Below are 15,090 nucleotides of genomic sequence, written 5' to 3'. Positions count from 1 at the left end.
ACAAGCATAGACAACCCACGGAAAGAAAATCGCCCCCGGCGCTACCCGGTATAACTATGTACCGCCCTGGACGACAAACCTGCTGATTGACTGGTGCTTCATTTAACAGCATCAGGTGTTGCCACATGAGTGGAATCCCATCGACCCAGGAAAAGGGCCTTCACAACCATTTCATCAAAAAAAAGCTGCACGATCGGATACGCCACCTGACCCCGGCAAACATCCGGGCTCTGGATCGGGCGAGAACACCGGGAGGCCTGGCCGAAAATGCCATGCCGGACTGGTTTCAGAAGGCCTCCAGCGACCAACGACACACTGTACGGGACGACCAGAAGCGCAGTCGAACCTCCAACGAAACCCTGGCAAAAACACTCGCCGGGCTCAAAGGGGTCACCGAATTCGCACAACCGTTGCTCGAAGCGGCGTTGCAAAAAAAGTTGGGGTTGAAAGTTGATGTTGCGCAGACCTGGCTCTACGAGCCCTTTGCAGGCTCGCTGATCACTCACCAGACACTGCTGCAATTGGCACTGCGCAATTTTGAAGAAGACCAGGCGTTTGATGAGCGTGACGTCATTGCTGAACGAGGTAAACGGGCTGCCTATCTGGAAACTCAAGGAGGACCTTACGGTTGGGACTACCCGGAAAAGGGGCCTTCAACGCGCTACAGGATCAAGAAGCTACCGATAAAGCCCGCCGATTTCGCCTCGCTATGCCGTGAACTGGATATCGGCAAGCAGTATCAGGAACACCTGACGGCGATGTTTGACGCCGCGGACAGGGCGGCCACCGTGCGCACCCAAACGGTCGGCGCGTGGACGGACAGTCTGCGGGTGCATGCCCATATCGCCCACCTCAAATCGCTGATCACGCCATCGGCCTACAGCACATTGCTGGCCGTGCTCAACGGCGACAAATGGCCAACACTGGACGGTGAGCGCGTCACTTGCAGTCAGTTGCATGTGCTGGGGTCGTCTGTCAGTGAGCTGTTTGTCATTGGCGCAAGCCGGCGAAAAGGTAAAAAGGTCAACTTCAGCTGGACCAATCCCGGTGTAAACCTGTTTGACGTACTGGGTTACCAGGACTCGCGGATCATCGTCTGTATTCCGGGTGATCCAGTGGCGCCGGTCATGGAATATGCCTCGCTCAAGTCCTTTGAAAATGACCTGAGTTACAGGCTGCGCGATGTGAACTACCAGCGCTCTTTCCTCAGGCTCATCCCTCACGGTGATGCGGGCAAGTTCCTCGGCAAGATCAAGACTGCTCTGCAAACACTCCAATGGAACCCGGATTTCCCTTACCGTAAACAGACACTCTTAGGGCACCTGGACGGAATCTACGAACACGTTTACCGGGACGAACCGACTCTTGATATCAGTGAAGAATTTTTTGATACGGAGCTGTTCGGCGAGCTGTACACGCGGCACCTGACGCACCTCAAGGAGACTGCCGAGCAACTGGCGGTGCCGACGGCCAAGGTCGATCATGACGCCTGGTATGAACGACTCGCCCGCTATGCCGAGTGGGGGCTGAACATACTCAACGTGGCGGCATTTTTTGTGCCCGGCCTGGGCGAGGTAATGATGGCCGTGATGGCTGTGCAACTGACCACAGACATTTATCACGGGGTTGAAGCCTGGAGCATCGGGGACACGGATCAGGCCTGGAGTTATTTGAAGTCAGTGGCCGTGAACGTGGCATTCATGGCGGCTGTAGGCGCGGTTGCCAGTAAAGCGCCGAAAGTGCTCTCCACACCCATCGTCGATGGCCTGGTGAAGGTCAAATTGCCGTTTGGCAGCGAACAGTTGTGGCGGCCTGGCTTGACGCCTTACCTGAGCGACATGGCCTTGCCGGCGGGGCTCAAGCCCGACAAGCTTGGGCAGTATGAAGTGGACGGCAAGACCTATATCAGGCTCGACGGTAACGTCTACGAAAAAACCTTCGACCCCAAGCTGAACAAATGGCGCCTCAAACACCCGACGGCCCCGGACGCTTACTCCCCCGTTCTTGAACACAACGGTGAGGGCGCGTGGCGCCATCGTTTCGAACGCCCGCTGGGGTGGGATCGTGCCACCTTGTTACGACGTCTTGGCCCGGTCACCGACGGTATTGACGCGGCGACGCTGGAGAAAATCGCCGATATCAGCGGCGTTAACGACGACGCGTTGCGCAAGATCCATACGGATAACCTGCGCTTGCCATCAGCGTTATCCGACACGTTGCGGCAGTTTCAGATCAACCGTCAGCTCAATGAAATGATTGAACAGATTCGTCTCGATCAGCCGGTGCCGGACAGCCGCTACAACGACGTCTTGCCGCAAGTGATCAATATGCCGCGTTGGCCGCAGGGGCGGGTGATCGACGTGTTCGACAATGCAAGCCTGAGCGGTGCTTCGTCCCGCTACGGTGAGGCGTCGACACCCGTAAAGCCGGGCATCAAGATTTTCCGTGAGGATGTGTCTGCCGGGAAATTGCCCGAACGAGTGCTTGCGGCATTGGATGAGGAAGAAATCGTTCGCTTGCTGGGGGGTGAAGGTGCGCGGGTCGAGGCAGAGCTTGAAACGGTTTTTCGACAACAGCTTGGCGACCAGCTTTCGGGCAACAAAACCTCATTGTTCGACAAACTCAGCCAGGATTCCAAGGCAACAACGCGTGAACTTCAGGCGCTGCAACGTACTTTCCCCGGTCTATCGACGGACGCGGCGCAAGAAGTCCTGGCCAACGCCACAGCCAAGGAACGGCTGCACATCAAACAAGCCGGCCGACTCCCCACCAGTCTGTTGCTCAAGGGACGTGCGCGCGCCCGGGTGACTCGGCTGAACAAGGCCCTGGCCGGATTGCAGCTGGAGAGCATGGCGTCATCCGACAGCCAGCGCCTGGCGCTGCACAGCCTGGAAAAACTCCCCGGCTGGTCGAAAAACCTGCGCCTGGAAGTTCGTCAGGGCGATTGCGGTGGAAAACTGCTCGACAGCATCGGTAGCGAGACGGCCGAGCAAGTCAAATACCTGGTCAAGGACGGCTATCAACATCATCAAACCAACCAGTTCCAGGCTTTCGACCAGCAAAAAAACTCATTGAACAGCGTGCCGAAAGAAGGCGACAACTTTTTCTCTTCGGTCATGCATGCGTTGCCGGACGACGTCCGCACTCAGTTGGGCATGCCCAATGTGACGCAGGGTGCCAAGTTACAAAAGACATTGGCCACCTACGCCATGGGCCACCGTGATCAGATGATGGAAACCCTCGTGCCCAATGCCGCCACGCCACGATTCCGTTCGCCGGTGCGACTGGCCGACGGCAGGGTCGGCTACCCGTTGAGCGGGCGAGGTGCCGGAGCAACGGTGAATCCCTCATTGGTCTCCAGGTTGCGGGATGTCTATCCGATCTTCTCCGATGAGTTGGCGGAATTGATGGTCATCAAGCTTGCGCTTGATGGCATGACCGAAACGCAGATCGCCAATTTTCTGAACATGCGGGGCCGGGAATACGAGGCACTGACGGCGCAGCTCGAACAATGGATAACCAGCGGCGGCCAGAATACTGTGCGCCATCAAGTCGCACGAAACATTCAATACGTCTGGCAGCAGAGGGGTATTTACGATGGCGATGCCAGTGTTTCTCTGGACGTGGGCGCTGCAGACAGCCTGCCGGAACTGGCCGCCAACTTTCCTCACGTAAGTCGTCTGAACATGAGCGTTGGTGGAGTATTGAGTCAGACACCGGAAACCTTTGTGCGTCAGTTCCCCAACGCCCGGTGGCTAACGTTGGGGATCCACGATGGCGTCGATAGGGTTCAACTGGCCGAGAGGCTAAAGGCACTGCCGAGTATTTGTGAACTGCGGATGGCAGGGCCGCTGGGTCCGGAATTCACTGAAGCTGCCCAATCGGTGATAGACGCCATGCCACAACTGCAACGATTGGACGTGATCGGCATGGCGGACGAGCTGGATGTCAGTCGCCTGACTCAACTGCATTCGTTGAGTGTGTACGGAACGACAGAGGCCTGGCCGAAGGGCGCTCTGCAATTGCCGCAGCTCAGGTCGCTGGATCTCACTCACTCAAGCGTCAAGACACTTCCCCCTGAATGGCTATCCGGGCATGAATCACTGTGGCCTGGCATGAAACTCAACTGGGCCAGGTTGAGCACTGAGGACTTCGTGAAGGCATACGAGTATGTGCATGACAATCCTGCGCATTTGCTGGATACCGGGCAAATGCTGGATCGTTATTGCCAAGGCACGCTACACAACGCCCTGGAGACAAGCGCCGAGCTTTCGAAGATTGCCCTTGGGCGAATGAAGGCTGAGGGGTTGGCAGGGCGGGCGTTGCTGGCACGGATCAATGCACTGCGCCAGGATGGACAGGCATTGCGACAGCAACTGGAGGCGTGGCAGCAGCGAACAGCAAGCGCCAATGGCCGGCAAGTCAACATTCGGGAACGAGAATCCGTTGCCCGGCGAATCCGTGAGTGCTGGCGTGATGGTCTGCGTAAACGCTATGGCGGTACGGAGGAGGCACAGTTTTCGCAACCTCAGGCCGGACCTTCAACGGTGCGGCCATGGCCTGTCATGCCGCGACAAATCATTTCATCGAATCTTGATTTGTCCGGCTGGGCGCTGGGCGATCTGCCTGAGCTGCCAGCGCTGTCAGCAACGAATTTTGCCCATGTGCAAACCCTGCAAATGTCGGGTGTGGTGGCCTCATCCGAGGATTTCAGTCGTTTTTTGAGCAGCTTCACCGACATTCGCGGGTTGGATCTGAGTGGCAATCAACTGCTGGATCTTCCGTCGGCATTGGACAACCTCGGAAAACTCAGTGATCTGGAGCTGAGCCGAAATCACCTGACAATTACCCCGAGTATGCAGCGACGCTTGAACCGGTTGTCTGCCCTTGAAAGCCTGGACTTGCGCTATAACCGGCTCGATTCGCTGGATGTCAGCGCCATGACCCGCTTGAAGACCCTGCGTGTGGGTCATACCGCTATTAAAGACTGGCCAAAAGGTACGTTGGGCTTGTCCGGCCTCGGCAGGCTCGAGTTGAACAACAGCGCGATCACGGCGATTCCCGAGGCTGCCCTGACCGGCCATGATGCTCTAAGGATCGATATGACTGGCTGTCGGTTGACGGCAAAGGCCCGCACCGATTTGCTGGCGAGTACTTCTTCCGAAACACCCATGGGTATCTCCAGAGCCAGCTTGCAGGCGGGCATTACCATGGGTGAACCAGAGTACTTTCCGGTTCTGGTCGCGCAAAATCCGGACTTGTTATTGCCGCTGCCCGTTGCACCTGGCAACGACCTGACACGCTTGACCCCGCAAGCCCGCTTGCGAAGGCTTGACCCGGATCTGCCAGGCGCCGAGGCGATACAGATGATTGATGAACTGACGTTACGCCATGGCGGCGCTGGCCCCCTGTATGAGCAATTGGCCAAATGGGACAGACAACATCAGGCATTGACGAAGACCCTGAACACATGGATCGAAACCCCACCACAGCAGATGGGTGAATCCTCTCCTCCTGTGTGGATTGCAGCCACCGAGCGTCGTCAGGCGGCTGACCGGATAATGGCGTGCTGGAGGCAGAACCTCCGCGGGGCGCAGGCCGTGGAGAGCGCATCGGGAGGTTATATCCTTGATCTGTCCGATAACCCCTTGGGCAATCTCCCGGCTCTACCCGCCGACTTCGCTCATGTCGGTGCGTTGAACCTGAACAACGTGTATCTGAGAGAAGAGGGGCTGAGCGATTTCCTTGGTGCGTTTACTCATGTTCATACCCTGGCGCTGAATGCCAACGCAATGTATGCCTTGCCAGAGTCCGTGATCTCATTGAACAGCCTCAAGCGACTTTCGGCAGTCAATAACCGTTTTTCCAATGCGCCTCAGCTCCAGCGTCAGCTTGCAGGATTGAGCAACCTGGAGTCATTGAACCTGGCGGAAAACTGGCTTGAGTCGCTGGATGTCAGCCCTCTTACCCGTTTGCAGGCCCTCGATCTGAGTGGCAATCGCCTGGTCATCTGGCCGCAGGGAGCGCTTCAGCTCCCCTCGCTCAGCGCACTGGATTTGCGCGACAACATGATCGAGTCCATTCCGCCGTTCCTGATGGCCGACGAGCACAGGGTATTGCGTGCGGGCACGGATCTGGCCAGCAACGATCTGGATGGCGCGAGCCTGCTAATGCTGCGTAATCAGGTGCGGGAGGGCGAGCAGATAGTGGGATGGACGCCGTCAACGATTGACGAGGCGTTGGAGCGGTTTGATAGCAGTAGCGACAGCGGCAGATTTAACGACAGCGATAGCGATGACTTGATCGCAAGTGACGTAGAAGTGGATATGGATGAGGTGACAGGTACCGACGCCCGTGAGCGATGGATCGCTCCGTCAGCAGCTGACTCAGAGGAATTGATACGGATATGGAATGACTTCGAGCAAGCGCAAAACAATCAGTTCTTCTTCAATCTGCTGACCAAAATGGAAGGTACGACAGACTTCCTGACGGGACGCTCTGATCTTGTGCGGCGGGTCCATACCGTACTGAGGGTGGCCGATAGCGACGCAGGTCTGAGGGATACGATATTCGAAATGGCGAGGTCTGGCGCAACCTGCGTTGATGGTCAAATCCTGTTGTTCAGCGACATAGAAGTTAAGGCTTTCGAATTTGAGACCACGAAGTCAATTTCCCTGGGCCAACAAGGTAACGTCTTGTTCAGACTTGGCAGGAGCCTGTTTCGCCTTGGGAAAGTCGAGGAAATCGCTAACCGCGACATTGTCCAGCGACAGGCAAAGCGTCGTTCAACTGATCCGGCGGAGGTGCGGTTGGCCTATCGTATCGGCCTTGCCGAGCGACTTGAGTTGCCGGGGCAACCAAGAGGCATGCGCTACAGCGGCAACGTTACGCCTGCCATGCTGAATGCGGCCCATGCTGAAGTGATCGCGGCAGAACAATCTTCGGCATTTATTGATGATTTGGTCGGCCGCAAGTACTGGAGCGACTATTTGAAGGACAAATACCCTGAACGGTTCGCTCAGGTGCGAGAGGGCTTCGCAGGCAGAGAGCATGATGTAGACGAGGCGTATCCAAATTACGGCGAAGGCGACGAAGAGCAGTACAAAACCGCCATGCAGGCGATAGAGGTAGACCTTCTCTTCGAGCAAGGAAAGTTGGTGCGCGAATTGTCTGAAAAAGAACGGACGCTGGTGGGGCTGTAACGTTCACCTGCAGCTTTCACAAGAACCCCGGGAGTCGCACCAGTCGACTCCCGGGACCACCATCAGTTGTCGTAACCCAGGTTCGGCGCCAACCACCGCTCGGTCACGCTCAACTCCTGACCCTTGCGCGATGTGTAGCTCTGCACCTGATCCTTGTCGATCTTGCCCACGGCAAAATACTGCGCTTGCGGGTGAGCGAAGTACCAACCACTGACTGCTGCCGCCGGGAACATGGCGTAGTGCTCGGTAAGGAACACGCCGCTGCGGCCGGCCTGCATTTCGCTGGCTTCAGGGTCGAGCAGGGTGAACAGCGTGCCTTTCTCGGTGTGATCCGGGCAGGCCGGGTAGCCCGGAGCAGGGCGGATGCCTGTGTACTGCTCTTTGATCAATGCCTCGTTGTCGAGCGTCTCGTCCTTGGCGTAACCCCAGTAGTCTTTACGGACCTGTTGGTGCAGCCACTCGGCGCACGCCTCGGCCAGGCGGTCGGCCAGTGCCTTGACCATGATCGAGTTGTAATCGTCGCCGGCATCCTGATAGGCCTTGGCCACTTCTTCGGCACCGATCCCGGCGGTGGTGATGAAACCACCCACATAGTCGGTTACCTCGCTGTCCTTCGGTGCAACGAAGTCAGCCAGGGAGAAGTTCGGTTTGCCGTCGGTCTTGATGATCTGCTGACGCAAGTGATGCAGCTTGGCAATCGGCTTGCCGTCATCGCCATAGACTTCAATGTCATCCTCACGCACCTGGTTGGCCGGCCAGAAGCCGAACACCGCACGGGCGCTGATGAGTTTCTCGTCAATCAGCTTGGCGAGCATTTCCTGGGCGTCGGCGAACAGCGCAGTGGCGGCTTCACCGACCACTTCATCCGTGAGGATGCGCGGGAATTTGCCGGCCAGGTCCCAGGAGATAAAGAACGGTGTCCAGTCGATGTATTCGGCCAGGACTTTCAAGTCGATGTTGTCCAGCACCTTGGCACCGGTAAACGTCGGTTTGACAGGCTCGTAAGTGCTCCAGTCAAACTGCGGCTTTTTGGCAATGGCCGCCGGATAGCTCAGGCGTTCGGTACGGGCGCTGCGGTTGGCGGTGCGCTCGCGGACTTCGATGTATTCCAGGCGAGTCTTCTCGATGAACGCCGGCTTCAATTCCTTGGACAGCAACTGTGTCGCCACGCCCACGGCGCGGGAAGCGTCGGTGACGTAGATCACAGCGTCGTTGCTGTATTTCGGCTCGATCTTCACCGCCGTGTGCGCTTTCGAGGTGGTCGCGCCACCGATCATCAGCGGCAGATGGAAGTCCTGACGCTGCATTTCGCGGGCCACGTGGACCATTTCATCCAGGGAAGGGGTGATCAGGCCGGAGAGGCCGATGATGTCGCACTTCTGCTCCTTGGCCACTTGCAGGATTTTCTCAGCCGGCACCATCACGCCGAGGTCGACGATGTCATAGCCGTTGCAACCCAGCACCACGCCGACGATGTTCTTGCCGATGTCGTGCACGTCACCTTTCACCGTGGCCATGAGGATCTTGCCTTTGGCTTCCGGTTTGTCGCCTTTTTCCAGTTCGATGAACGGAATCAAGTGCGCCACGGCTTGTTTCATCACACGGGCGGATTTCACCACCTGCGGCAGGAACATTTTGCCGGCGCCGAACAGGTCGCCGACGATGTTCATGCCGGACATCAGCGGGCCTTCGATGACTTCGATCGGCCGGGTGAACGACTGACGGGATTCTTCGGTGTCTTCAACAATATGCGTGGTGATGCCCTTGACCAGTGCATGCTCCAGACGCTTGTTGACGGGCCAGCCGCGCCACTCTTCAGTCTCGGCTTCCTTGACGCTGCCATCGCCCTTGTACTTATCGGCGATGGCGAGCAGGGCGTCGGTGCCTTCCGGCGTGCGGTTGAGCACCACGTCTTCCACGGCGTCACGCAGTTCGGCCGGAATCTGGTCGTAGATCTCCAGTTGGCCGGCATTGACGATACCCATGGTCAGGCCGTTGCGGATCGCATACAGCAGGAACACCGAGTGAATCGCCTCGCGCACCGGGTTGTTGCCCCGGAACGAGAACGACACGTTGGACACGCCGCCCGAGGTCAGCGCGTACGGCAGTTCGTCACGGATGTAGGCACAGGCGTTGATGAAGTCCACAGCGTAGTTGTTGTGTTCTTCGATGCCGGTGGCGATGGCGAAGATGTTCGGGTCGAAGATGATGTCTTCCGGCGGGAAGCCGACTTCGTTGACCAGAATGTCGTAGGAGCGTTTGCAGATTTCTTTCTTGCGCGCTTCGGTGTCGGCCTGGCCGGCTTCGTCGAAGGCCATCACCACCACGGCGGCGCCGTAGCGCTTGCACAGTTTGGCGTGATGAATGAACTGCTCGACGCCTTCTTTCATGCTGATCGAGTTGACGATGCCCTTGCCCTGGATGCACTTGAGGCCGGCTTCGATCACTTCCCACTTGGAGGAGTCGATCATGATCGGGACGCGGGAGATGTCCGGTTCACCGGCAATCAGATTGAGGAAGGTCACCATGGCCTTCTTCGAATCGAGCATCCCTTCGTCCATGTTGATGTCGATCACCTGGGCGCCGGCTTCAACCTGCTGAAGGGCGACTTCCAGGGCTTCGGTGTAGTTATCTTCACGGATCAGCCGCGCAAACTTGGCCGAACCGGTGATGTTAGTGCGCTCGCCGACGTTGATGAACAACGAGTTGCGATCGATGGTGAACGGCTCCAGACCCGAGAGGCGGCAGGCCTTGGGAATCTCCGGAATCTCGCGCGGCGCATAACCGGCCACGGCGTTGGCGATGGCTTCGATGTGGCCCGGCGTGGTGCCGCAGCAACCGCCGACGATGTTGAGGAAGCCGCTTTGGGCGAACTCTTCAATGACCTTGGCGGTTTCCGACGGCAGTTCGTCGTACTCGCCGAATTCGTTCGGCAGGCCGGCGTTCGGGTGCGCGGATACGTGGGTGCTGGCCTTGTTCGACAGCTCTTCCAGGTACGGACGCAACTCGCTGGCGCCGAGGGCGCAGTTCAGGCCGACCGAGATCGGCTTGGCGTGGGCCACGGAGTTCCAGAAGGCTTCGGTGGTCTGGCCGGAGAGCGTACGGCCGGAGGCATCGGTAATGGTGCCGGAGATCATGATCGGCAACTCGACGCCGAGTTCTTCGTACACACCTTGCACCGCGAAGATCGCGGCTTTGGCGTTCAGGGTGTCGAAAATGGTCTCGATCAGAATCAGGTCGGCGCCGCCTTCGATCAGGCCTTTGGTGGCCTCGGTGTAGTTTTCCACCAGTTCATCGAAGGTCACGTTGCGGTAACCGGGGTTGTTCACATCAGGCGACAGCGAGCAGGTGCGGCTTGTAGGACCGAGCACGCCCGCGACGAAGCGCGGCTTGTTCGGTGTTTCCAGGGTCTTGGCGTCTGCAACCTTGCGCGCCAGGCGTGCGCCTTCTACGTTTAGCTCGTACGCCAGGCTTTGCATGCCGTAGTCAGCCTGGGACACCTGGGTGGCATTGAAGGTGTTGGTTTCCAGAATGTCGGCGCCGGCATCCAGGTAGGCTTTCTCGATGGCGCCAATCACGTCCGGGCGCGTCAGGATCAACAGGTCGTTGTTGCCCTTGACGTCACTTGGCCAGTCGGCGAAGCGTTTGCCGCGGTAATCCTGCTCCTCGAGCTTGTAGCTCTGGATCATCGTGCCCATGCCGCCATCGAGAATCAGGATGCGCTCTTTGAGGGCGTGCTTGAGAGCTTGAAGGCGAACACTGCGATCGGACATTTGGACTACTCGGAAAGACCATGACGAAGGGGCGGGATAATAGCAAACCTGTGCGGTTTTAGAGCATGTCCCGGTTTTGCATGAATATCGCTCATGTTGGTACGGGGGTCAGACCGGTAGAATCGCGGCGTTTTTCAAGATCAGGACCAGGGATATGTCTTATCGCGTCATCAGCATGGTTTTGCTGTTTTTAAGCTGGGGCGCCGCCGCGCAGGATCCGGCCATTTCCTCTGCCATTACCTACAGTCGCGACATTCAACCGATCTTCACCGAAAAGTGTGTGGCCTGCCATGCCTGCTATGACTCCGCCTGTCAGCTCAACCTGGGCAGTGGCGAAGGGGCTGCCCGTGGCGCGACCAAGATCCCGGTCTACGACGGCGAGCGCCGCCAGGCTGCCGCGCCGACCCGGCTGTTTTATGACGCCTTCGGTAAAGGCGCCTGGCAGCAAAAGGACTTCTATTCGGTGCTCGATGCTCAGGGCAGTCAGGCCGCGTTGATGGCGCGGATGCTTGAGCAGGGCCACAAAACCCCCTTGCAACCCAACGCCAGGTTGCCGGAGGACATCGTCCTTGGACTGAACCGGGACAACATGTGCGCCCTGCCGGCCGAGTTTGACGGCTACGCCAAATCACATCCCAAAGAGGGCATGCCGCTGGCGGTCACCGGCCTGACCGACCAGCAATACCAGACGCTCCAGCGCTGGCTCGCGTCCGGCGCGCCGATTGACGAGCAAGGTCTTGTACCGAGCGCCAAAGAGGCGTTGCAGGTGGTGCAGTGGGAAAACCTGCTCAACGCACCGGGCGCACGGCAAAGCCTGGTGGGGCGCTGGTTGTTCGAGCATTGGTTTCTCGCTCACCTTTATTTCAAGGACGGTGAGCCGGGGCATTTTTTTCAGTGGGTACGTTCGCGCACGCCGACCGGCCAGCCGATCGATCTGATCAACACACGCCGCCCGAATGACGATCCGGGCACTCAGGTGTATTACCGATTGTGGCCGGTGCAAGGCGTGATTGTGCAGAAGACCCACATCACTTACCCGCTGAGCGCGGCGAAGATGGCTAGGATCAAAAGCCTCTTCTATAACGGCAGCTGGCAGGTCAACGCCTTGCCGGGCTACGGGCCGGAACGTCGGGCCAATCCGTTCACCACGTTCGAGGCGATCCCGGCCCAGGCGCGTTATCAGTTCATGCTCGATAACGCCGAATACTTCGTCCGTACGTTTATTCGCGGCCCGGTGTGCCGCGGCCAGATCGCCACCGACGTGATCCGCGATAACTTCTGGGCACTGTTCCAGGCGCCTGAGCACGACCTCTACATCATCGATCCGAACTATCGCGGCCAGGCCACGCCGTTGTTGGCGATGCCGGGGCAGAACGACGATGTCGGCAGCGTCCTGAGCCTGTGGCATGACTACCGCGACAAGCGTAACGAGTACGAGGCGTTGCGCCGTGACAGTTACGCCGATGCGCCGGCGCCGAGCTGGTCGACCTTATGGGCCGGTAACGATAACGCCTTGCTGACGATCTTCCGGCATTTTGACAGTGCCTCAGTGAACAAAGGCCTGATCGGTGACGTGCCGCAAACGATGTGGTTGTTCGACTTCCCGCTGCTGGAGCGCACCTATTATCAGTTGGCGGTCAACTTCGACGTGTTCGGCAACGTCTCCCATCAGGCGCAAACGCGCCTGTACTTCGACCTGATCCGCAACGGCGCCGAGCAGAACTTCCTTCGCCTGATGCCAGCCGACTCGCGGGACGACTACCTCGACGACTGGTATCAGAGCGGCGGCAAATTCAAGATGTGGCTGGACTACGAGGCCATCGACAACGACAAACCGACGGCACTGGTACTGGACGAAAAGGACCCGAAACGCGACTTCGCCCTGCAGTTGCTGGCCCGTTACGGCGACCTCAACGCCAAGCCGGATCCGATCAACCGTTGTGACGGTGCTTATTGCTCGCGGCCGAACATAGATCCGGCCTTGCAGAGCGCCGAACAGGCGTTGAGTCGCCTGACTTCGCGTCCGGCGGCCGGACTGAAGGTTATCGATCAGTTGCCGGAAGCGATCCTGCTGCGCATCGAAACCGCGGGCGGAAAGCGTGAGGTTTACAGCCTGCTGCGTAACCGGGCGCACAGTAACGTGGCGTTCCTGCTCGGTGAATCCCTGCGGTATCAGCCAGGGCTCGACACATTGACTATTTATCCGGGCGTGCTCAGCAGCTATCCGAACTTCATGTTCAACATTCCAGCCGAGCAAGTGCCTGAGTTCGTGGACGAGATGGAAAACGCCAAGGACGCCAATCGGTTTGAAAAAATCGTCGAGCGCTGGGGGATTCGCCGCAGCCATCCGCAGTTCTGGTTCTACTTCCATGACCTGAGCCGGTACGTCCATGAGACCGAACCGGTGGAAGAGGGCGTGCTGGACATGAACCGGTACGAGAATCTTTGAGTCCGACCGCTTCCTCCTGTAGGAGTGAGCCTGCTCGCGATAGCATCCTTACAGTCAGCATCGATTTTGCTGCACTGACGCCATCGCGAGCAGGCTCACTCCTACAGGGGATCTCCGTTTCTTTCCCGACAAAAATACTAGGACTTTGTACGGCGCGATGATTGGCGTAAACTGCGCCCAAGCCTGCGAGGAGTTTCCATGACCGCTATTACCATTACCGACGCCGCCCACGATTATCTGGCTGATCTGCTCTCCAAGCAGAACACCCCAGGCATCGGCATCCGCGTCTTTATCACCCAGCCTGGCACCCAGTACGCCGAAACCTGTATTGCTTATTGCAAGCCGGGCGAAGAAAAACCCGAAGACACGGCGCTGGGGCTCAAAAGCTTCACCGCTTACATCGACTCGTTCAGCGAAGCTTTCCTGGACGATGCGGTAGTCGACTACGCCACAGACCGTATGGGCGGCCAGCTCACCATCAAGGCGCCAAACGCCAAAGTACCGATGGTCAGCGCCGACAGTCCGGTCAATGAGCGTATCAATTATTACCTGCAAACCGAGATCAACCCGGGGCTGGCCAGCCACGGCGGTCAGGTCAGCCTGATCGATGTGGTCGAAGACGGCATCGCCGTGCTGAAGTTCGGCGGCGGTTGCCAGGGCTGCGGCCAGGCAGACGTTACCTTGCGCGAAGGCATCGAGCGCACCTTGCTCGAACGCATTCCCGAGCTCAAGGGTGTTCGTGACGTCACCGACCACACGCAGAAAGAAAACGCCTACTACTAAGTAAGGTGTTCGCTGCAGACATAAAAAAACGGCGCCCCGTGAACGCCGTTTTTTTATGGGCGATACAAATGCGCATGCCCCGCGCGGTACAACGACGACTCACTGAAGTGATCACTGCCCAAAACCCGGCCCACCAAAATCAACGCCGTGCGCCGAAACCCCTTGGCTTCAACCTTCGCGGCAATGTCTTCAAGCGTCCCCACCACCCAATCCTGATCCGGCCAGGTCGCCCGGTGAATCACCGCGATCGGGCAATCCGCGCCGTAATGCGGCAGCAATTCGGCCAGGATTTTCTCCAGATGATTGACCCCCAGATGGATCGCCATGGTCGCCCTGTGCTGCGCCAGGCTGCCGAGCTCTTCGCCGGCGGGCATCGCGGTCTTGTCGGCATAGCGGGTCAGGATCACGCTTTGCGACACGTCCGGTAACGTTAGTTCCGCGCCCAACAGTGCCGCGCAGGCCGCCGTGGCCGTGACGCCGGGAATGATTTCAAACGGGATGTCGAGTTCGCGCAGGTAGCGGATCTGCTCGCCAATCGCACCATAAAGACTCGGGTCGCCAGAGTGCACCCTGGCCACGTCCTGGCCATTGGCATGGGCGGATTTGATCAGCTCGATGATTTGTTCCAGGTGCAATTCGGCGCTGTTGACCACCTGTTCGGCGCGATGGCCTTCCAGCACGGCGGCGGGCACCAGGGAGCCGGCATAGATGATCACCGGGCAGCTGCGAATAAGCCGTTGGCCTTTGACGGTGATCAGTTCCGGGTCTCCGGGACCTGCGCCAATGAAGTAGACGGTCATCGTCGGTTCCTGTGAGAAAAAGGGGCTGGGCAAGACTTCAGATGAAGATTGCTCATGATCAAAGACGGGGATTATCGGGGATT

5 protein-coding genes are annotated in these 15,090 nt (G+C 58.4%); 3 read left to right on the top strand and 2 right to left on the bottom strand.

What is annotated here, in order from left to right; all coding sequences use genetic code 11:
* Nucleotides 1-125 precede the first annotated feature (125 nt).
* Entirely contained in the window at nt 126-7,202 is a 7,077-nt protein-coding gene (locus QFX16_RS16190) for an NEL-type E3 ubiquitin ligase domain-containing protein (RefSeq protein WP_349294205.1), read from the top strand.
* Nucleotides 7,203-7,264: 62 nt separating this feature from the next.
* Here QFX16_RS16190 and metH read toward each other — a convergent pair whose 3' ends face one another.
* A complete protein-coding gene (gene metH / locus QFX16_RS16185; RefSeq protein ID WP_283180482.1) occupies nt 7,265-10,975 on the bottom strand; it encodes a methionine synthase in 3,711 nt (1,236 codons plus the stop codon).
* Between the two features lie 154 nt (nt 10,976-11,129).
* Here metH and QFX16_RS16180 point away from each other — a divergent pair, with 154 nt between their 5' ends.
* Nucleotides 11,130-13,424, top strand: coding sequence for a fatty acid cis/trans isomerase (locus QFX16_RS16180; protein ID WP_283180481.1), 2,295 nt, complete (start codon nt 11,130-11,132; stop codon nt 13,422-13,424).
* Nucleotides 13,425-13,622: 198 nt separating this feature from the next.
* Entirely contained in the window at nt 13,623-14,207 is a 585-nt protein-coding gene (nfuA, locus tag QFX16_RS16175) for a Fe-S biogenesis protein NfuA (protein WP_008150988.1), read from the top strand.
* A gap of 53 nt (nt 14,208-14,260) precedes the next feature.
* On the opposite strand, the gene cobM is transcribed toward nfuA, so the two are convergent.
* Nucleotides 14,261-15,007, bottom strand: a complete 747-nt coding sequence (gene cobM, locus QFX16_RS16170) for a precorrin-4 C(11)-methyltransferase (protein WP_283180480.1) — start codon at nt 15,005-15,007, stop codon at nt 14,261-14,263.
* Nucleotides 15,008-15,090 lie beyond the last annotated feature (83 nt).

This window comes from Pseudomonas svalbardensis, assembly GCF_030053115.1.
Lineage (GTDB): Bacteria > Pseudomonadota > Gammaproteobacteria > Pseudomonadales > Pseudomonadaceae > Aquipseudomonas > Aquipseudomonas svalbardensis.
This window is presented reverse-complemented; position numbering and strand designations above follow the sequence as displayed.